The organism is Streptomyces sp. DSM 116795, assembly GCF_055792905.1.
The window spans coordinates 4,100,853-4,120,733 of sequence record NZ_CM147707.1; the positions used below are offsets into that span (position 1 = coordinate 4,100,853).

General features: G+C 69.8%; 15 protein-coding genes, 1 tRNA gene and 3 pseudogenes. 11 read left to right on the forward strand and 8 right to left on the reverse strand.

Going from position 1 to position 19,881, the window contains the following annotated elements; all coding sequences use genetic code 11:
• Nucleotides 1-200: 200 nt before the first annotated feature.
• Both ACSMXX_RS17755 and phoP read left to right on the forward strand, forming a co-directional pair.
• On the forward strand, nt 201-1,913 hold the full coding sequence (locus ACSMXX_RS17755; protein WP_473179676.1) for a sensor histidine kinase: 1,713 nt from the start codon (nt 201-203) through the stop codon (nt 1,911-1,913).
• Nucleotides 1,914-1,918: 5 nt separating this feature from the next.
• The gene (gene phoP, locus ACSMXX_RS17760) at nt 1,919-2,590 is read left to right on the forward strand and encodes a two-component system response regulator PhoP (protein WP_473184835.1); all 672 of its coding nucleotides are present in this window, start codon (nt 1,919-1,921) and stop codon (nt 2,588-2,590) included.
• 153 nt (nt 2,591-2,743) lie between these two features.
• Here phoP and ACSMXX_RS17765 read toward each other — a convergent pair whose 3' ends face one another.
• A complete protein-coding gene (locus ACSMXX_RS17765) occupies nt 2,744-3,466 on the reverse strand; it encodes a copper chaperone PCu(A)C domain-containing protein (protein WP_473179677.1) in 723 nt (240 codons plus the stop codon).
• Nucleotides 3,467-4,025: 559 nt separating this feature from the next.
• Here ACSMXX_RS17765 and ACSMXX_RS17770 point away from each other — a divergent pair.
• The 7 genes from ACSMXX_RS17770 (at nt 4,026) to ACSMXX_RS17800 (ending at nt 11,692) form a co-directional block, all read left to right on the forward strand.
• Nucleotides 4,026-4,508: a CarD family transcriptional regulator gene (locus ACSMXX_RS17770; RefSeq protein ID WP_045861969.1), complete on the forward strand. Its 483-nt coding sequence runs from the start codon at nt 4,026-4,028 to the stop codon at nt 4,506-4,508.
• Nucleotides 4,509-4,937: 429 nt separating this feature from the next.
• A complete protein-coding gene (gene ispD / locus ACSMXX_RS17775; protein WP_473179678.1) occupies nt 4,938-5,750 on the forward strand; it encodes a 2-C-methyl-D-erythritol 4-phosphate cytidylyltransferase in 813 nt (270 codons plus the stop codon).
• Nucleotides 5,740-6,294 (forward strand): 2-C-methyl-D-erythritol 2,4-cyclodiphosphate synthase, encoded by a 555-nt coding sequence (ispF, locus tag ACSMXX_RS17780; protein ID WP_473179679.1) that lies wholly within the window; start codon nt 5,740-5,742, stop codon nt 6,292-6,294. The genes ispD and ispF overlap by 11 nt, the downstream gene beginning before the upstream one ends.
• 105 nt (nt 6,295-6,399) lie before the next feature.
• Nucleotides 6,400-6,807: a PPOX class F420-dependent oxidoreductase gene (locus tag ACSMXX_RS17785; protein WP_473179680.1), complete on the forward strand. Its 408-nt coding sequence runs from the start codon at nt 6,400-6,402 to the stop codon at nt 6,805-6,807.
• Between the two features lie 278 nt (nt 6,808-7,085).
• Entirely contained in the window at nt 7,086-8,501 is a 1,416-nt protein-coding gene (cysS, locus tag ACSMXX_RS17790; protein WP_473179681.1) for a cysteine--tRNA ligase, read from the forward strand.
• Nucleotides 8,502-8,771: 270 nt separating this feature from the next.
• The gene (rlmB, locus tag ACSMXX_RS17795) at nt 8,772-9,722 is read left to right on the forward strand and encodes a 23S rRNA (guanosine(2251)-2'-O)-methyltransferase RlmB (protein ID WP_473179682.1); all 951 of its coding nucleotides are present in this window, start codon (nt 8,772-8,774) and stop codon (nt 9,720-9,722) included.
• A 152-nt stretch (nt 9,723-9,874) separates the two neighbouring features.
• Entirely contained in the window at nt 9,875-11,692 is a 1,818-nt protein-coding gene (locus ACSMXX_RS17800; RefSeq protein ID WP_473179683.1) for a DoxX family protein, read from the forward strand.
• 192 nt (nt 11,693-11,884) lie between these two features.
• Here the strand turns inward: ACSMXX_RS17800 and ACSMXX_RS17805 are convergent, their stop codons facing one another.
• The 3 genes from ACSMXX_RS17805 to ACSMXX_RS17815 all read right to left on the reverse strand — a co-directional run bounded on the left by ACSMXX_RS17805 (nt 11,885) and on the right by ACSMXX_RS17815 (nt 14,564).
• Complete coding sequence (locus ACSMXX_RS17805) at nt 11,885-12,673, reverse strand: nucleotidyltransferase family protein (RefSeq protein ID WP_473179684.1); 789 nt, start codon at nt 12,671-12,673, stop codon at nt 11,885-11,887.
• 127 nt (nt 12,674-12,800) lie between these two features.
• Entirely contained in the window at nt 12,801-13,226 is a 426-nt protein-coding gene (locus tag ACSMXX_RS17810; RefSeq protein ID WP_473179685.1) for a hypothetical protein, read from the reverse strand.
• A gap of 213 nt (nt 13,227-13,439) precedes the next feature.
• A complete protein-coding gene (locus ACSMXX_RS17815; protein WP_473179686.1) occupies nt 13,440-14,564 on the reverse strand; it encodes an ABC transporter ATP-binding protein in 1,125 nt (374 codons plus the stop codon).
• Nucleotides 14,565-14,769: 205 nt separating this feature from the next.
• Between ACSMXX_RS17815 and ACSMXX_RS17820 the strand changes: the two genes are divergently transcribed.
• Nucleotides 14,770-14,846 (forward strand) — tRNA-Thr (locus ACSMXX_RS17820).
• A gap of 370 nt (nt 14,847-15,216) precedes the next feature.
• On the opposite strand, the pseudogene ACSMXX_RS17825 reads toward ACSMXX_RS17820, so the two are convergent.
• A pseudogene (locus ACSMXX_RS17825) lies at nt 15,217-15,535 on the reverse strand (AI-2E family transporter); the annotation flags it as partial.
• 20 nt (nt 15,536-15,555) lie between these two features.
• On the opposite strand from ACSMXX_RS17825, the pseudogene ACSMXX_RS17830 reads away from it, so the two are divergent.
• A pseudogene (locus ACSMXX_RS17830) lies at nt 15,556-15,720 on the forward strand (IS701 family transposase); the annotation flags it as partial.
• Between the two features lie 24 nt (nt 15,721-15,744).
• Here the strand turns inward: ACSMXX_RS17830 and ACSMXX_RS17835 are convergent.
• The 3 genes and pseudogenes from ACSMXX_RS17835 to ACSMXX_RS17845 all read right to left on the reverse strand — a co-directional run.
• A complete protein-coding gene (locus ACSMXX_RS17835; protein ID WP_473179687.1) occupies nt 15,745-17,775 on the reverse strand; it encodes a hypothetical protein in 2,031 nt (676 codons plus the stop codon).
• 40 nt (nt 17,776-17,815) lie between these two features.
• Nucleotides 17,816-19,057 (reverse strand): ATP-grasp domain-containing protein, encoded by a 1,242-nt coding sequence (locus ACSMXX_RS17840; protein ID WP_473179688.1) that lies wholly within the window; start codon nt 19,055-19,057, stop codon nt 17,816-17,818.
• A 93-nt stretch (nt 19,058-19,150) separates the two neighbouring features.
• Nucleotides 19,151-19,455 (reverse strand): annotated as a pseudogene (locus ACSMXX_RS17845) (transposase); the annotation flags it as partial.
• Between the last annotated feature and the right edge of the window lie 426 nt (nt 19,456-19,881).

The following is a 19,881-nucleotide window of genomic DNA, read 5'->3' on the forward strand; positions in this document are numbered from 1 at the left end:
TCCCTCGCATGTTTCTCTCGACAGAGGGCCCTGAGGCCGGGCCTGGGGCCCTCCACGCTCCCACGCTCCGTCCGGAATGCGTCCGTCGCCGACCTCTCGGGTGAACCAGCCACGGCCTGAAGGTGAACTCTGGGAGACGAGTGTTCGAGGTCTCCTGCTTCCCCTGGGGCGCTGTCGGCGAGCGCGCATAGCCTGGAGACATGAACGTGAACGCGGCGGTCGCCGCAGCGGCAGCGATCGCCGGAGTGCTGACCGGTGTCATCGCGATGCTGGCGTTCCGCTGGAGCGAGCGCGACCAGGCCCGTCCCACGCGCTCGTCGCTGCACACCGAGGCCGTACTGCCGCCCGGCGTCGACACCGTGCTGTCCGTGCTGCGCTCCTCCGCCGTCGTCCTGGACGAGTCGGACGAAGTGGTCAAGGCCAGCTCCGCCGCGTACGCGCTGGGGCTCGTGCGCGGCGGCACCCTCGCGGTGGATCCGATGCTGAAGATGGCCCGCGACACCAGGCGGGACGGTGAGATACGGCAGGTCGACCTGGACCTCCCACGGCGCGGCACGGGCCGGGGAGACGCCCTCGCGGTCTCCGCGCGCGTCGCGCCGCTCGGCTCGCGGCTCGTGCTGCTGCTGGTCGAGGACATGACGGAGGCCCGCCGCATCGAAGCCGTACGGCGCGACTTCGTCGCCAACGTGAGCCACGAGCTCAAGACCCCCGTCGGCGCGCTCTCCCTGCTCTCCGAGGCGGTTCTGGACGCCGCGGACGACCCGGAGGCGGTCGAGCGCTTCGCGGGGCGCATGCAGTACGAGTCGACGCGGCTGACCAGCCTCGTCCAGGAGCTGATCGACCTCTCCCGCGTGCAGAACGACGACCCCATGGGGGACTCCGAGCGGGTGGGCGTGGACGAGCTGATGGCCGAGGCCATAGACCGCTGCCGCCAGTCGGCGGGCAGCAAGCACATCACCCTCGTCGCGGGCCGTACGAGCACGGGCGCGGCCGCCGGCTCCGGCGGCGCCGGGCTCCATGTGTGGGGCAACCGCAGTCAGCTCGCGGCGGCCCTCGGCAACCTCGTCGAGAACGCCGTGAACTACTCGCCCGCCCGCACCCGCGTCGGCATCGCGGGCCGAAGGGTCGCCGCCCCCGGCGGGGACCTCATCGAGATATCGGTCAGCGACCAGGGCATCGGCATCTCCGAGCGGGACAAGGACCGCGTCTTCGAACGTTTCTACCGGGTGGACCCGGCCCGCTCACGTGCCACCGGCGGCACCGGCCTGGGGCTGGCCATCGTCAAGCATGTGGCCGCGTCGCACGGCGGTGAGGTCACCGTGTGGAGCGCCGAAGGACAGGGCTCCACCTTCACGCTCCGGCTGCCGGAGGCCGGCAGCGCGCGGAGCCAGACCGAGGAGGGGCGCGGCAGCGGCCGTCCGTCCGGGCTCCTCGAGGAACCGGCGGACTTCGAGTACGGGGACGACGCGGAGTCCGCGGACGAGCTCCCGGCCCCGGCTGACTCCCCGGCCTCGGCGGAGGAGTCCCCGGCCCCGGCTGACTCCCCGGCCTCGGCGGAGGAGTCCCCGGCCCCGGCTGACTCCCCGGTCCCGGCGGAGGAGTCCCCGGCCTCGGCCGACTCCCCGGCTCCCGCGGGCAGTCCGGACTCCGACCGGCCCGAGGAGCCCCGGCAGTTCCGCAACTCGTCCCGGGGCACCGCCGGATACGCGGCTTCCGCATCGGGTGGCCCGGCCCGCGGCGGCACGCGCCCGGGGTCCCCTCCCAGCGTTGCTTCCGCTTCCGCTTCCGTCTCCTCTCCCCCTCTCTCCTCCGCTTCCACTCCCCGTTCCTCTCCCCATTCCTCCAGTTCCCCGTTCTCACCGCCGCGCGGGCTGCCGCGCGCCCCTGAAACCGCCCCGGAGGTCCTCCCGTGACCCGAGTGCTCGTCGTCGAGGACGAGGAATCGTTCAGCGACGCACTGTCGTACATGCTGCGCAAGGAAGGCTTCGAGGTCGCCGTCGCGTCCACCGGCCCGGACGGGCTCGACGAATTCGAACGCAACGGCGCCGACCTGGTACTGCTCGACCTGATGCTGCCGGGCCTGCCCGGTACGGAGGTCTGCCGCCAGCTGCGCGGCCGCTCCAACGTCCCCGTCATCATGGTCACCGCCAAGGACAGCGAGATCGACAAGGTCGTCGGCCTGGAAATAGGGGCAGACGACTACGTGACCAAGCCCTTCTCCTCGCGCGAACTGGTCGCGCGGGTACGGGCCGTGCTCCGCCGCCAGGGCGAGCCGGAAGAGGTCACCCCCGCGGCCCTGGAGGCCGGCCCGGTCCGCATGGACGTCGACAGGCACGTCGTCACCGTCTCCGGCAGCAAGATCGACCTGCCGCTGAAGGAGTTCGACCTCCTGGAGATGCTGCTCAGGAACGCAGGCAGAGTGCTGACGCGTATGCAGCTGATCGACCGGGTCTGGGGCGCCGACTACGTGGGCGACACCAAGACCCTCGACGTCCACGTCAAGCGCCTGCGCGCCAAGATCGAGCCCGACCCGGGAGCACCCCGCTTCCTGGTGACGGTGCGGGGCCTGGGCTACAAGTTCGAGCCGTAGGCCGCGATCGCCAGTGCGGGCCCCGGGCCCGCACCTGAACGCACTCGCAGCGGAAGACGCGTGAGGCCCCGTCCGTACGGACCGTACGGACGGGGCCTCACGCATTGTCCGGGTGTCCGGGTGGCCGATTCAGGGGCCGGCGGCTCCGGCGCTTCAGTGCCCCGAGGCGTGGCCTTCCGCCTCCGCCTCCGCCTGTTCGCCTTCGTGTTCGGTCCCGGCCTCGCCGGCTTCCTCCGCCTCGTCGTCACCGGCGCCCGGCGACTCGGCACCCGTGGCCTCCTCCGACGGGCTGCCCGGCGACGACTCCGACGGCGAGGACGACGGGGAGCCCGAGGGCGTGCTGGAGGACGTGCTCGGCGACGGAGCGACCGTCGGGCCGAAGTGCTTGTAGTCGCCGTGCGCGGGCACCACCGTCGCCCGCAGCGTGACCTTGCCCGTACGGCTCAAGTCGAACGAGACCGGCTGTGCGTTTCCGTCCTGCACGGCACCCGCACCGGCCTCGGGCAGTACGGCAGAGGCGTTGCCCTTGCCTCCCAGGGCGAGCGAACCGCCCGCCGGCACCGTCAGCTCCTGCTCGCCCTTCGCGGGGCGGAGCTTCACGCGTGCACCGGCGCCCTTGACGCCGATCGCCGTGAGGGTCTCGTCCTTGGAGCCCTCGTTGAAGATCCGTGCCGTGACGGCGGAGGGGCCCTGCCCGGAGTCGGGTGTGACGATGTTGACGTTCTGGACCTTGACGGAGCCGACGGAGGTCGCGGCGTTGTCCGGCTTGATTTCGAGCGTCTCCGCGTCATGTCCGGCTGCGCAGGCGGACAGTGTGACGACGGCGAGCGTGAGGGCGGTGGCGGCAAGGGTGCCGCGTCGAATGCTGCTGCTCACGGCGGCGGCAACTCCTGGGCGAGCTCTGGCGGCCGAACTACGTGCCGGTCGCGGACGGATACGGCGATCTGTCATCTGTCATCTGTGACCTGATCTGTGGCGCCGCTCAGGTTACCGAGCGCCCGGTGGCGCTCCGCACGCGGCCCTCCCGCCGCGCGCCGCGCGGGCCCGCGCGTACGCGGGAGCGCGGGCCCGACACATCGGACGAGGCCGTTTCCGGGTAAAGAATGCGAACGGCTTGTGAATTGATCAGCGGAACTGCTGATCAATTCTTGGGAAAGTCAGGGAAGAGCTGAAGAGGGCCGAACGGGCGACGACTTACAGTCGGACAAAACGGACAGCAGATGCTTTCTGAAGCACCTTCTTCGCACGTGTCCGTTGTGTTTCGATGCACGTACAGAAGTGCCCCGACCTGCGAATACCCGCCCCAAGGCGGTGCCCGCAGCACGTAACAGGGCCGCTTGTCAAGCCCCGAGATGCGGTCTGACCTGCGAAAACGCCATTCAGAAGAGCCCGATTCCGTGTTACTCTGGATAGTCACGGAAGGGGTACCTGACACATGACGTTCAAGGTTGGCGACACCGTGGTCTATCCCCATCACGGGGCCGCGCTGATCGAGGCTATCGAAACTCGCCAGATCAAAGGCGTGGACAAGACCTACTTGGTTCTGAAGGTTGCGCAGGGCGACTTGACGGTTCGTGTGCCAGCGGACAATGCGGAGTTCGTGGGCGTACGAGATGTGGTCGGTTCGGACGGGCTGGACAAGGTCTTCGAGGTGCTCCGCGCACCGTATGCCGAGGAGCCGACCAACTGGTCCCGGCGCTACAAGGCGAATCTCGAGAAGCTCGCGTCCGGTGACGTGATCAAGGTGGCGGAGGTCGTACGTGACCTCTGGCGCCGCGAGCGTGAGCGCGGGCTCTCCGCCGGCGAGAAGAGGATGCTCGCCAAGGCCCGCCAGATCCTGGTGAGCGAGCTCGCTCTCGCGGAGAACACGAACGAGGACAAGGCCGAGGCGCTGCTCGACGAGGTCCTCGCGTCCTGACCGCGCGGGAGCCGGGAGAGCGACGAGAGAGCAGGGCCGGCAGGGCAGGCCGTTCACCCCGCAGTACGCAAGTCTGAGCAGCAGTAGAGCAAGGCTGTGCCGCAGTGCCCGAGTGACGTCGTCACGTCGCCGGGCGCTGCGGCATGTCCGCACGTGTGCCCGCACCGCAGCGCTCGCGCACTGCCGTGTTTTCACACTGTGCGAGCGGCCCCCGGCAGCGTTCAGTAACCTCAACCCTGCTCGGTGTGCCGCGCCCAGTCACATTCGCTGACTACTGCCGTGTGCGTGCCGGGCCCGGGCAACCGCCTCGACCGGAAATCACGGAAGGGCCGGTCAAGGCTTCGCGCCCGGCACGCCCCCAACCTACGGCCGGGGGTATCCCAGGCCATACCCACACCGGCTGAGGACACAAACCTGAACGTGGAAGCGATGTCAATGCAATCCGCGGGCGAGTCGCATCAGAGCCACCCGGAAAGAGCAGGCGAGGGCACTCCCGCCGGCGATTCCGGCCACCGCACCGCCGCCGTCATCCCCGCCGCCGGCCGCGGCATCCGCCTCGGTCCGGGCGCCCCGAAGGCACTGCGTTCGCTGAGCGGTACGCCGATGCTGGTGCACGCCGTGCGGGCGATGGCCCGCTCACGTGCCGTCTCCCTCGTCGTCGTGGTCGCGCCGCCGGACGGCGCCGACGAGGTGCGGCGCCTGCTGGACGAGCACACCGGCCCCGCCGAGACCTCGACCGACGTCGTGGTCGTCCCCGGCGGCGAGACGCGTCAGGACTCGGTGCGTCTGGGCCTCGCGGCGCTCCCGGACAACGTCGACTCCGTGCTCGTGCACGACGCCGCCCGCCCCCTGGTGCCCGTCGAGACCGTGGACGCGGTGGCTGCGGCCGTACGGGGAGGAGCGCCCGCCGTCGTACCGGCGCTTCCCGTGCCCGACACCGTCAAGGAGGTGCAGGTGCGCGGCCACGGCGAACCCGAGCCGGTCACCGGCACCCCCGAGCGTTCGCGGCTGCGGGCCGTGCAGACTCCGCAGGGCTTCGAGCTGAAGGTGCTCGCCGCCGCGCACGCCCAGGTGGTGCGGGAGGGCGACGGAGCGACTGACGACGCGGGAATGGTGGAGCGGCTCGGCGTCGAGGTGGTCGTCGTGCCGGGGCACGACGAGGCGTTCAAGGTGACCCGGCCCCTGGACCTGGTGCTGGCCGAGGCAGTCCTGGCGAGGAGGCGTGCGACCGATGGCTTCTGAGTCGCGAGAGGGGGCGCGGGCGCAGGCCCAAGCCCAGGCGCAGGCAACTCAGGGCGGACCGCCACTCGTCCCGCTGGTCGGCGTCGGCACTGACGTGCACGCCTTCGAAGAGGGGCGCGAACTGTGGTGCGCCGGTCTGCTCTGGGAGGGCGAGCGCTATGGCCTCGCCGGGCACTCCGACGGCGACGTCGCCGCGCACGCCGCATGCGACGCCCTCTTCTCCGCGGCCGGACTGGGCGACCTGGGCGCTCACTTCGGCACGGGCCGGCCCGAGTGGTCCGGCGCCTCCGGCGTGGCCCTGCTGACCGAGGCGGCCCGGATCCTGCGGGCGGAGGGCTTCACCGTCGGCAATGTCGCGGTCCAGATCATCGGCGTACGGCCCAAGGTCGGCAAGCGGCGGGACGAGGCCCAGCGGACGCTTTCCGAGGCGGTCGGCGCCCCGGTCTCCGTGTCCGGCACGACGACGGACGGGCTCGGCCTGACCGGCCGCGGCGAGGGTCTGGCGGCGACCGCGACGGCGCTGGTGCTGCCGCCGCACGTGTGAGAACGGGCCGCAGCCCGGAACACCGGGCGCCGTACGGGTGTTGGAGGTGAGGCGGCCGGCGAGCGGCCGCGGAAACCGACGATCCTCCGAGAGAAGGCGACCGTCTTGGCAGCAGCACAGCTCTCCGACGACCTCAAGCAGGTTCTGGACACTCCCGTTTTCGTCAGCATCGCGACGATCCAGCCCGACGGAAGCCCTCAGGTGTCACCGGTATGGGTGAAGCGTGACGGCGACGAGTTGCTGATCTCCACCACGCTAGACCGCCGCAAGGCCCTCAACCTCAAGCGCGACCCCCGCGTGACGGTGATGGTGCAGCCCGCGGACGCCCCGTACACGTACGCCGAGATCCGCGGCACCGTCACCCTGACCACCGAGGGCGGGCGCGAACTGATCGACGAGCTGGCCCAGAAGTACGTCGGGAAGAACTACGCCGAGTTCAACCCGCGTTGGGAGCAGGACGCCGAGCGGGTCGTGGTGCGGGTGAGTCCGCGGAGGGTCGCCGGGCGGCTCTGACAGATTTTGAAATCTGTCATCTGTTACCTGTTACTCGTCAGCCGTTATCCGTCAGCCGTCAACTGTCAGCTGATATCCGTCATCTGTCCGCTGTGACCCCGACCCCGACCCCGACCCCGGCCCCCGCCCGGAACGCCTGACACCCGGCGGCCCAGGCGGCATGGCAGACCCGGCTGTCCCCGGCAGTTCTCTGCCGTCTTCTGCCGTCTCTGCCGATCCGGCGCCACCTTGCCCGGTGTGCGGGGCACCCGGCCTCACGGGCCTACTACCCTGGTCGCGTGAGCATTCGCCTGTACGACACCAGCAGCCGGCAGATCCGCGACTTCGTCCCGCAGACGCCGGGCCATGTCTCGATCTACCTGTGTGGCGCCACCGTGCAGGCCGCCCCGCACATCGGGCACATCAGGTCGGGTCTCAACTTCGACATCATGCGCCGCTGGTTCACCCACCGCGGCTACGACGTCACGTTCGTGCGGAACGTGACGGACATCGACGACAAGATCATCGTGAAGGCCGTCGAGCAGAACCGCCCCTGGTGGGCGATCGGTTATGACAACGAGCGTGCCTTCACCGCCGCGTACGACGCCCTCGGCTGCCTGCCGCCCACGTACGAGCCGCGCGCCACGGGCCACGTCCCCGAGATGATCGAGATGATGCGGAAGCTCATCGACACGGGCCACGCCTACGCGGCCGAAGGGAACGTGTACTTCGACGTCCGCTCGTACGAGGACTATCTCCAGCTCTCCAACCAGGACTTGGACAACCTTCTGCAGCCCGAGAGCGAGGGCGAGACCGGCAAGCGCGACCCCCGCGACTTCGCCATGTGGAAGGCCGCCAAGCCCGGCGAGCCGAGCTGGGAGACGCCGTGGGGCCGCGGGCGTCCCGGCTGGCACCTGGAGTGCTCGGCCATGGCCCACAAGTACCTCGGCCCGTCCTTCGACCTGCACGGCGGCGGCGTCGACCTGGTCTTCCCGCACCACGAGAACGAGATCGCGCAGTCGAAGGCCTACGGCGACGCCTTCGCCCGCTACTGGGCGCACAACGCCTGGGTCACCATGAGCGGTGAGAAGATGAGCAAGTCGCTCGGCAACTCCGTGCTCGTGAGCGAGATGGTCAAGCACTGGCGGCCCATCGTCCTTCGCTACTACCTGGGTTCGCCGCACTACCGCTCGACAATCGAGTACAGCGAGGAGTCGCTGCGCGAGGCCGATGCCGCCTTCGGCCGCATCGAGGGTTTCCTGCAGCGGGCGGGGGAGACGGTCGGCGACACGCGTCCGGCGGACGAGGTGCCGGCCGCCTTCGCCGAGGCGATGGATGACGACTTCGCCGTCCCGCAGGCGCTGGCGGTCGTACACACGACGGTCCGGCACGGGAACGCCGCGATGAGCGAGGACGACAAGGAGGCCACCGCGAAGGCCTTCGCGGACGTACGTGCGATGCTCGGCATCCTCGGCCTCGACCCGCTCGATGCGCGCTGGCAGTCCACCGAGACCGACGCCGGCCACGGCGGTGAGCTGCGTGACGCCGTGGACTCGCTGGTCCGCCTCGTACTCGCCCAGCGGCAGGCTGCGCGCGAGCGCAAGGACTACGCCACGGCGGACGCCATCCGCGACGAGCTCAAGCAGGCGGGTCTCGTCATCGAGGACACCCCGTCCGGTCCGCGCTGGGAGCTCGGCAGCAGCGGCGGCCACTGAACCGCGACCGCTGAACCGCGACCGCTGAACCGCGACCGCTGAACCGCGACCGCTGAACCGCGGTCCGCGGGCGCCCCTTCCCTTCCCGATCCCTTCCCGACGGTGGGCCCCGGGGCGGCCGTGCCTTCCGCCGATGATCCACTTCTTCGGTACGGCCCGCCCTCCGGAATAATGGCGGCAGCCGGTCCCCGCGCCGGCAACCGCGCGTGCCGCAGCGGACCGCACGCATCAGCAGCCCAGCAGTCCCAGCAGAGAAGAAACAGGTGCCCGATGGCCGGGAACAGCCAGCGCCCCAACCGGCGTACGTCCAACAAGAAGGGCGCGCAGGTCGGCAGCGGCGGCAAGCGGCGCCGCGGGCTGGAGGGCAAGGGCCCCACGCCGCCCGCCGAGATGCGCAAGGGCCACGCCAAGCAGCGCGCCGCGCAGGCCAAGGCCCGGCGCGCGCAGGGGCGTCCGCAGCGCAAGGGCGGCGGCAGGAGCCCCGCGGAGCTGGTCGTCGGCCGCAACTCGGTCGTCGAGGCGCTGCGCGCGCACGTACCGGCGACGAAGCTGTACGTGCAGCAGTTCATCGACAACGACGACAGGGTGCGCGAGGCAGTGCGCCTCGCGGGCGAGGACGGCTGCATCCATCTGATGGAGGCGCCCAGGCCCGAGCTGGACCGCATGACCAAGGGCCTGCACCACCAGGGGCTCGTGCTGCAGGTCCCGGAGTACGAGTACGCGCATCCGGACGATCTGGCGGCTGCCGCGCTCGAAGAGGGCGAGGACGCGCTGATCGTCGCGCTCGACGGGATCACCGATCCGCGCAATCTCGGCGCGGTCGTCCGCTCGGTGTCGGCCTTCGGCGGGCACGGCGTCGTCGTGCCCGAGCGGCGGGCCGCGGGGATGACGGCAGGGGCGTGGAAGACCTCGGCGGGCACGGCGGCGCATACGCCAGTGGCGCGTGCGGCCAACCTCACGCGTGCGCTGGAGAGTTACCAGAAGGCCGGGATGATGGTGGTCGGCCTCGCGGCGGACGGCGACGTGGAACTCCCGGATCTGGACGTGCTGGACGGGCCGGTGGTGGTCGTCGTCGGCAGCGAGGGCAAGGGCCTGTCGCGTCTGGTGGGCGAGACCTGCGACGTACGGGCACGGATTCCGATGCCGGGCGGTGCCGAGTCGCTGAACGCGGGTGTGGCCGCGGGCGTCGTGCTCTACGAAGCGGCGCGGCGCCGAGGCTGAGTACCGCGGCGCCCTGAGCACTCAGGCACCGGGCCCGGCGGCCACCCGGCCCGGCGCAGGTCGCCGGGGCCGCCGCCCGGCCTTGACGGGCCTCGGACAGATCGGGGCGGTCAAGGCAGTGTCTTAAGCGTCCGTCACTCGGTTAGAGGAGTGTGGACACCAGAACACCCCGCACGCCCGACCCCTCGGGCCGGCGTCCTGGGGACACCCAACAGGGCGGCCCGAGCGGTTTCTTCGACGACGAACCCGGGCTGAGCACGGTCAAGGTCCCCTCTGATCCGGCTGAGGTCGTCGTCACACACGCGAGCTTCCGGGTGCAGCTCGCGCCGCCCGCCGCCGAGCCCGTCACCGCCGGACACATTCCCGCTGTGTCCGGCATGCCCGCCGCAGGATCGTTCGCCGACGGGCCCTCCGGCCCGGCCGGTACGCCCGTCGTGTGGGGCGTGCAGACCGGCCCCGAGGACACCGGGGCCACCCGGCTGTCGCATGTGGCGTATCCCGGCGCCCTGGATGCGGCGGAGCCCGCGGGTTCCACCACCCAGGTGCTGCCGCGGATCGACGAGGACACCCTCGCCCCGCCGACCGTCGTCGGCCCGCGCGGGCCGCGTTCGCCCGAGTCGACACAACCGCAGCCGCAGTCCCTGCTCCACGGGGTACGCCCGGCGCGCGGGGCCTTCGACGGCCCGGAGCCCGGCGAGTACGACCCGTACGGACGGCGCGGCGAGTTCGGCCGTGAATACGGCGAATACGGGGACAGCGAGTCCGGCGGCTTCGGTGACCGGGGTGCACGCGGTGAGCCCGGCGACTACTCCCTTCGCGGCGAACGGCCGCTCGCACAAGGGGAGTTCGAGGACGCCGCCGACGCCGACGTCCGGACCGGCTCCCGGGTCGCGGCGGCCACCGGCACGGGCCGCCAGGCGTACTACCCGGGCCGCCGCATGAACCTCGGCGTCGTGCTGCTGCCCATGCGGATCTTCCTCGGCTTCATCTCGGTCTACGCAGGGATGGGCAAGCTGTGCGACCCGGTCTACTTCGACGGTGACGCGCGAGGTTCGATGGTGACCTGGCTGCGCTCCCTCGAACCCTGGGCCCTCGCCTCCCCGCTGCGGGACTTCGCGCTGGCCCATCCCGTCGGCTCCGGGCTGACAGTGGCGTTTCTCCAGATCGTCATCGGCGTGCTGACGGTGTGCGGCCTCTGGCAGCGGCTCGCCGCCTCCGTGGGGGCGCTGCTCTCGGCGGCACTGCTGATGACGGTGAGCTGGAGCTCAGGACCCGCGTACGAGGCGCCGGACATCATCTATCTCGCCGCGTGGAGCCCGCTGGTCATCGCGGGCGCGCCCGTCTACTCCGTCGACGGCAGGCTCGCCGCCGACGCCTGGCGCAAGCTGGGGCCGCGGGCCGAACTGCGGGACCTGCGGCGACGGGTGCTGCAGCGGGGCACCGTGATCGTGTCAGTGGTCGCCGGGATCGCGATGCTGACCGGTTCCATGCTGGGTGGCGCGGTTCGTGCCTCGCACACCGCCAAGATGCCCGAGCCCGGGGAACCGCCGACGAACCGGCTGCCCGGCTCGCCCCTCCCCGAGGAGCCGGGCGCCCGTACGGACAGCGGACGCCCCGCCGACGGGCACACGCAGGGCGCGGACGCCGGCGCCGGCAGCCGCCGCTCGGGCGGGCCTTCTACGTCGGCGTCGCCGGGCGAGGGGCGGCGGGGCGACCCGTCCCGGCCGAGCCAGCGCGAGACCGTACAGGCGCCGCCGCAGACCCTCCCAGGTGCGCAGCCGCCGCGGCACTCGGCGCCCGGCACGCGCGCCACGCAGGGCGGCGGCTCGGCCACGGGCGGCGGCACAGGTGGCGGTGGCGGCGCGGGCGGTGGCTCCAACTCCGGTGGCGGGAGCGGGGGTTCGTCCTCGGGCGGTGCCGGCGGTTCGTCCTCTGGCGGCGGAGGAGGCCTGGGCGGCCTCCTGGGCTGACCGGGGCTGACCGGGCATCGGAGGGACGGCAGAGGGGCCTCGGGGGCGAGGGGGCCCCTCGTATCCGTGCCCCCCTCGGCCCCCGGTGGCTGTGGTGTCTCCGGTGGCAGACGGAGACGGAGACAGAGAGAGACAGAGACAGAGCAGGGAAACAGAGGCGGAAACAGAACCGGGGCCGGGACCTCCCGGACCTCACCGCTCCCGTGCGGCCCCTTGCACTGTTACCTGACCGGCCTCCTGTCCCGAGGCCTGCGCGTCCTTCAACTCCTTTGCGGCTTCCTCCAGATCCTTGGCGGTGTCGATGGCCCGCCAGTACGCACCCTGAGGCAGCTGAAAGCCCGCGAGCAGGCGCTCGCGGGCCAGCCTCGGGAACGTCGTGCGCTCGTGGTCGCCGCGGTCCGGCAGCATCGCGGTGAAGGACGAAGAGAACACGTACACACCGGCGTTGACGAGATACGGCGACGGCGGGGCCTCGATGAAGTCGAGGATGTGACCGAACGGATCGGTCTCCACCGCCCCCCACGGAATGCGCGGGCGGGCGAGCGCGAGCGTGGCGACGGCGTCCCGCTCCCCGTGGAACGCGGCCATCTCGCGCAGCGCGAACCGCGTCCAGATGTCGCCGTTGGTGGCGTACCAGGGCTCGTCGGGCCGGGGCAGCGAGGCCGCCGCGTACTTGAGGCCGCCGCCGCGGCCCAGCGGCTCCTCCTCCACAACGACCCGGGTCCGCAAGGTACTTCGTCCCGCGACGCCCGGAAGCTCGGCCGTCGTCAGCCAGTTGCCCAGCACGTCGGCCAAGTGGCCGCAGGAGACGACGACATCGGTGACGCCCTCGGCTGCCAGCCACGCCAGCTGGTGCCCGATGATGGGGATTCCGGTGCCGGGGATCTCGACCATGGGCTTCGGACGGTCGTCGGTGTACGGACGCAGCCGCGTCCCCTGGCCGCCGGCCAGGATCACGGCTTGGGTGGGGAGCTGCATCATGCAGCGCACCCTATGCGGCGGACGCCCGCGGAGCCGTCGTCGGCAGGCGGGCGGTCAGCACATCGGGGCGTACGGCTCAGGGGTCGTACGGCTCAAGGGTGGTCGTACGACTGAGCCGTCGTCCGGCTCAGTGGTGGTGCATCCGGGACGCGCCGGTGGCGAACGACGTGTCGCAGACGGGGCGCGACCAGCGGTTGGCGCGCTGCACGCTGCCGTACTTCTGCACGGCGGCACGGCCGAGCGCCCGCGCGAGCGATGCGCAGTGCCTGGCCAGCGACGGGCGTTCCGACATCTCCTGCTGGAGGCTGGTCAGCGCCACACCAGGGTCCTTCTCCTGCAGCTCGGCGACAAGCCGGTCGCGCAGCGCGTCCTGGGGCGCGCGGTACGTCGCTTTCGTGGACGCCCTGTGCTCGGACGCCGTGAGCATCTGCGTACTGGAGGAGGACGACGAGCTCCATGGCACGCGGACGATTGCGAGCGTCCCCGACAGGACGAGTACGACTGGGAGAACGAGAGCGAGAGTTCGGCCGATTCGGCGGGCAACGTGGTTCACGCCCGCGATCGTAGCGAAGAGTGGCGATTTGGCGACATTCGGTCACTCCGGCGAGCGACGGCGCACGGGAGTGTCCGTGACGGAGGTTGACGCGCGGCGCGAAAATGTCTGGAAATGCGCGAAAAGGGGCCGTACGCCTGGCTGTTGTGCAGGCATACGGCCCCTGCGCGCGCTGAGCGGCGCGGTCGGTCAGCGGATCAGCCGGTCAGCGAATCAGTCGCTGAGGCGCTCACCGGTGGAGGTGGAGAAGACGTGCGTCTCGCCACCGCGCGGCACCACGTTCACGACGGCGCCCTTCTCGGGCACCTTCCGGCCGGAGACGCGGACGACGAGGTCGCAGTCTTCGCCGCCGACCTTGGACGTGCCGTAGATGTAGCCGTCCGCGCCGAGCTCCTCGACGACGTTGACCGTGACGGCCACGCCGGCCGGCTCGTCCTTGGAGAGGGCGGTGTCGGAACTTTCGCCGTTGACCACGTCGAAGTGTTCGGGGCGGACGCCGACCGTGACGGTCTTGTCGCCCTTCTCGACGGCTGCCGACAGCGCTTCGCGCTCGACCGGGACGACGCTGTTGCCGAACTTCACGCCGCCGTCGGTGATCGGCACCTCGACGAGGTTCATGGCGGGGGAGCCGATGAAGCCGGCGACGAAGAGGTTCGCGGGGCGGTCGTACATGTGACGCGGGGTGTCGACCTGCTGGAGCAGCCCGTCCTTGAGTACGGCGACCCGGTCACCCATCGTCATGGCCTCGACCTGGTCGTGGGTCACGTACACGGTGGTGATGCCGAGGCGCCGCTGCAGACCGGCGATCTGCGTACGGGTCTGGACGCGGAGCTTCGCGTCGAGGTTGGAGAGCGGCTCGTCCATCAGGAAGACCTGCGGCTCACGGACGATCGCACGGCCCATCGCCACGCGCTGACGCTGACCACCGGACAGCGCCTTGGGCTTGCGCTGGAGGTAGTCGGTGAGGTCCAGGATCTTCGCCGCGTCCTCGACCTTCTTGCGGATCTCGGACTTGTTCACACCCGCGATCTTGAGCGCGAAGCCCATGTTGTCGGCGACGCTCATGTGCGGGTAGAGCGCGTAGTTCTGGAACACCATGGCGATGTCCCGGTCCTTGGGCGGCAGGTGAGTGACGTCGCGGTCGCCGATGCGTATGACGCCTTCGTTGACGTCCTCGAGGCCCGCGAGCATCCGCAGGGAGGTGGACTTGCCGCAACCGGAGGGGCCGACGAGTACCAGGAATTCGCCGTCCTCGATACCGATGTCGAGCTTGTCGACGGCGGGCTTCTCGCCGCCCGGGTAGATCCGGGTGGCCTTGTCGTACGTGACCGTAGCCATGCTGTTGTCTCCTTCACCGGCAGGTACGTGCCGGACGATCCGTCGTAAAGGGGAGTACGTTTCACTGCTGTGAACGTGCGGTGACGCTAACCCGCCGGTGCGCGTCTTGTCAGCACTCGGACAGCAACGAAACCGCATCGCGGACCCTCCGGCCTGGGTGGGTAGACTGCACGGGCACGCTGGCTCCGCACGGGCGGGCCGGCCCGCCGCCTTAGCTCAGCTGGTTAGAGCATCTGTCTTGTAAACAGAAGGTCGTCGGTTCGAATCCGACAGGCGGCTCCAACAGCATCCACGAATAGCCGTACCCATCGTGAGCTGGTCGTTTCTGCGACCGTCAGTGCTCCTCGGAGGCATTGCCGGGCTGGCGATGCCTCGTGGTCGGTGCTGGCGGTGCAGCGGCCCCCAACCTGGGTTGGCAGCCTGTGATCGTCGCCGGGTGGCCACCGGTCGCTCTGCTGCTCTCGGTCGAGCTACTCGGGCACTACCCCAATGCCCGAGAGTCGGGGAGGCGAAGGCCGAGACTACAGCTGTGGGTCACGACGGTTTCGGTACGGACGAGAAGGCGACCGTTGCCGAGCGCATTGCGGTCTCGGGGGAGTCTCGATCGTCTGTCAGGCCTACCGCTGAACAGATCGTGTGGAATCACTTCCGGCGAGAGCATGCCGTTGGTCACGAGGGCGGCGAGCACGGAGAGCGCCCGAGACGGCGGCTCCGGTGATCGGTACGAAGGCGGGGACGAAGATGATGACTGCCAGCGGCACCGCGAGCGGTACGCCGAGGAGCAGCAGTCCCAGGCCGATGAAGACGGCGTCGAGCAGGGCGATGAGCACCGTGCCGCGTACGTATCCGGTCAGGGTGGCCCACGCGAGCGGGCCGGCGCCGGCGACGGCCTCGCCGGCCGCACCCGGCACCAGCTTGAGCACCCAGTTCCAGATCCGGGCGCCGTCGTAGAGCAGGAAGAGGCTGATGAACGTCGTCAGCGCCACACACAGGCAGGATCCGCGCGGACGCTCTGCTCAAGAAGTTGCCGAAACCAGCCTGGCAGAAGCTCTCCGCAGGCGTCGGAGCCAAAGGCCACCGCTGCTACGACTGGGCTCTGGCCCACATCGCCGACGGCCGTCCCTGCCACCGCCATCTTTTCGTCCGCCGCAACCGTCACGCCCATGGTTTCGCAGCAGGCTCACAGGCTCGTGGGCCTTTCGACGGCTTGCAGCGTCCCCGCGGGTAGCCGGTCGTTGCCCCAGCTGCGCTCGATGTAGCCGATGATCCGCGCGACGTCTTCGGCCGGCACCCGCTCCGGTTCGCCGTGCTCGAGCGGGTCGGCGTGGAAGATGTAGAGCCGCGAGGCGAACTGGTCGAACGGCAGTGAGGCCTCGCCGAACCGCTCGCCGTTGCCCGCGGTGGAGACGACGACACCGTCGCCCCAGTCCTGGCCGCTGTCGTTGTTCGGGTTGAAGAAGTACACCCGCATGACGTCCTGTGGGTCCGGCGCGGCCCGCAGGATCGTGATCGCGTGCCAGCCGACGTAGCGGGCCGCGCTGTCGGTGACGGCGACGCCGGCCGGCTGCGGATGGATCAGCGGCTGCTCGCCGTTGTAGGACGGGTGGTAGCCGGCGTGGAACTGCCGCAGGAACTCCTCGAGGTCGACCAGGTTTCCGGTCGCGACGTCGACGTTGATGTGGAATCCACGGGCCGCCCACCAGCCGTGGAATTCGGGGTTGACCCACCGGTGCGGGTCCCCTGGCCGTGCGGCGCAGCGCCGCCCCATCTCGGCGTAGATCCGGTCCAAGTGGGGGACCACGAGCAGCGATACGGGGTCCAGGTCTATCGGCAGGGTGCTCGCGACTCCGGTCGCGCTGTCCTTCGACGAGATCGGCTGACCCTCGAAATGCATGAGGATCTCGTCGTCGCGGGCAGCCCAGACCACCATTTGCAGTAGGTAGTCCGGGTCGTTGTAGGACCACATCGACAGCGCGCGGGCCGACTGACAGGTGGGGTTGTCGCCCTGGCCGACGCCGAGCGGCTGGCCCAGCATCGAGAGCACCCCCGCGACCAGCCGCGCCTCCGGCCCCGGCACCTCGCCGAAAACCGTCGTCAATCGCTCCCGCGCGACCGGAGAGAGATCGAGCGCCAGCTGGCGCCACAGCGCGGGCACCACCGGGGGCTCGTAGAGGATGCCGCGGTCGAGTAGCAGCGCCAGCCCGTAGATGCTTTGCGCGGTCTGCGGGTGCACGGCCACCTCGATCAACCGGTGCACCAGTTGGCTGTAGCGAAGCAGACAGTTCCGGCCGGTGTCGGACAGGCCGAGCGCCTCACCGATGAGGTAGTCGCTCTCGCGCAGGAGGAACCGGAGCAGTTCCGCGTGGTATGGCGACACCAGGCCGGTGTCGTGCATCGCCCGAGCGAACCCTGTCGCCTCGTACTGCAGGCCACCGGCGTCCATCGCCTCAAGCCTGGAGCGGAAGACGTCGATGCCGGGGTCCTCCCGGCACGCCTCGGTGGTCCCGAACAGGCTCGTGATGAGCCGGTCGAAGCCCTGCCCTGACGACCCGCCAAGATCGACGTCCGGGTCGTCGCGGTACGTCGCGATCCGGGTGATCAGGGACTGCACCGCCTCGACCTGGATCGGACGCTGGCGCAGGATCCGCCAGATCTCGTCGACCAGGTTGTCCAGGACGTTGTCGTAGCCGATCTCGTCGGCGAGGTGGCGGAACAGGTCCCGGATGAGCTGTGCGGTCCGGCCTTGCTGGGTTCGCTCCGCCTCGCTGGGCGGGGTGAACAGCAGCTCGAGGTTCGTTGCCAGTACCTGGGAGAGGAACTGGCGGGCGTCCTCGGCGGGCAGCGTCGGGTGCGCGAAGTCGCCGCACGCGACGGCGAGTATCCGGAGCTCGCTGGTCGCCTCCATGACGACGGTGTCCGCGTCTTTGCTGTGCAGTCCCGGGCTGACCAGCGACGGGATGAGGATCTCCGGTGACGCCCAGTCCGTCTCCCGGAAAAGCCCGGCTTCCTCGAGGGCCTGTGCCCTGGCCTGGACCGCCGCGGCGCCGCCCGGCTGCATGAGCACCCGTCGCAACGCTTCCAGGACCCGCCGCAGCTTCGTGTGCTTGCCGAAGTCGCGGGTTTCGGCCATGGCCTGGATGGCGTCGTCGAGTGAGGTCACGCGCTTGTCCAGCGTCGTGGCCTCACCGCTGACGTCCGCGGTCGGTTTCAAAGGGTTTCCCTCGGGTTGGTCTCCTGCGTCCACGGGGTCCTCAGACGTAGAAGTCGAGCTCTTCCTGCTTCTTCAACAGGTCGCGCATCCGGTAGGGGTCATCACCGAAGAAGTACACCAGGCCCCAGTGGGTGCCGAACGCGGTCCTCTTGGTGACAGTCTCCTCGAGCGGTGTCGAGAGGTCGTGCGACTCGTAGTAGTCGTCGTCCTCGGTCTCCTCCGGGATCTGCAGGTCGCTGACGACGCGGCGGCGCGGGTACACACCGAAGCAGCCGGCGACCCCGGACGCGTCGACGACCTCGCGCGGGAAGAAGGCGTCGATCTCCTCCTCGGTCGTCTTCGGGTCGAAGGCCAGCACCAGCCCATGGTAGGCGTTGAACCCGTACGCCCGCTCCAGCAGTTCGAACACCTTGAAGCCCGGCGGACGGTAGGCGACCTCGCCGAAGTACATCTCGCCGTCGCTGGTGACGAAATACTCTGGGTGCACGAAGCCGAACTCGATGTCGAACGTCTTGATGAGCTTCTCGATCTGCGCCGTGATCTGCGGGCGGTACCGCTCCAGTTCCGGGGTTGCCGGCGCGAACACCGAATATCCCAGCGTGACGTATTCGGAGATATTGAGGAACTTGATCTTCCCGTTGTGCACCCACGCCTCGACCGCGAACTCCCAGCCGTCGAGGTGGGATTCCATGAGAACCGGGAACTCCTCGTCCGGAATCGTGTCGACCTCGTCCGGGGTGCGGATGACGCGGTGTCCGAGGCATCCTGCCTTGTCGAACGCCTTGAGATGGATCGGGTCGTTCGGGTCACCGTCCAGCTTGAGCAGGGTCTGATTGACGCGCTTGAGGAAGCGGATCACGTCGTCCCGGTCGTGGGCTTCCTCGAATATTCCGACCCGGATGCCGCCGAGTTGAGCGCGGCGCTTCATCAGCGCCTTGTCCCGCAGCAGCAGGGCCTGACCGTACAAACGCGGGTTGTCCAGCAGAACGGAGTTGATCGCCCCTGCCCATTCAACCGTTTCCTCGAATATCGGGATCGCGACGTCGACACCCTCGTTCTGAAGAGTCTCGGCGATCTCCATGGAGCGGTCGTTGAGCCGTTCGAAATTCCACGGCACGTAGGGGATGTCGTGCTCGACGCAGTACTGCTCGGCCCACTCCGGTGCCACGACGACGTATCGCCGGTCGAACCGGTCGAGGGCTTCAACCGCATTGAGACTCCAGCCAAGAAGCGCTACATAGCCTTTGTCAGGGTTCCTGGTGGCCGGTTCGACCCGTGGCATAGACAGTTTCTCCTTCGGCGCGTGCGCTCATCGACTGCGTGGCTGGCGCCTACCCGGCGATCTGCCGCGCAAGCACCGCACCCCCCCGCGCAAGGTTCGTGGAACGTACAACTCCCCATCGGTCGCCGCGTGTCCGCGCGAAGTGGAGTAGGCAAGGCAAACGGCGACCTGGCTGTTCTCGATGCGACCGGCGGTGCCGGTGCACTGACGCTGAACGCCGACCGTGTGCATGCCCTTCTTCAGATCGCGGGTCTCGTCGACCACCAACACCGCATCGTCGTCCTGCTGTTTGCCCGACGACCAAGCTGCGGATGTCGTCACGGACCGCAGCGGCATCCCCAAACTGGACCGAGACAGCAATGCTGCAGACCGTCCGGGGTGGCGTCCCCGGCGTATTTCGGCCAGCGTGCACCTCCCGTGAAGAGGTCCAACCCGCTCCACAGTGCTGATCAGGCGCTCCTCGCCGAACTGCCCGCTCTGAAAACTCACTCCGGGTGAAGGCGCGTTGCCTCGCATCCGTTACCGCCTGGAATACATGGCGAAGCGTCGGCAACACGTGTGGCGTGGCGTCTGCAGCCCGAATCTGCAGACCCTCATGGCCACCCCGGTCCGACCCGGCCCTGGGTGGCCTTCTTCTACTGGGCGCACGCTCTTGTGGCAGGGAGCGCGCCGAATGCTGACATCGGCCTGGGCCGCGCACGACCGAGACCAGGTCGTGCGAACTGCCGTGGCTGTCCCACGACGAGACACGACATCCCTGTGCCCCCTCTTCCGAGCACTCATTCGTCTCATCCCGGCGGCGTGCCAAGCCAGTTGGGGCAGGT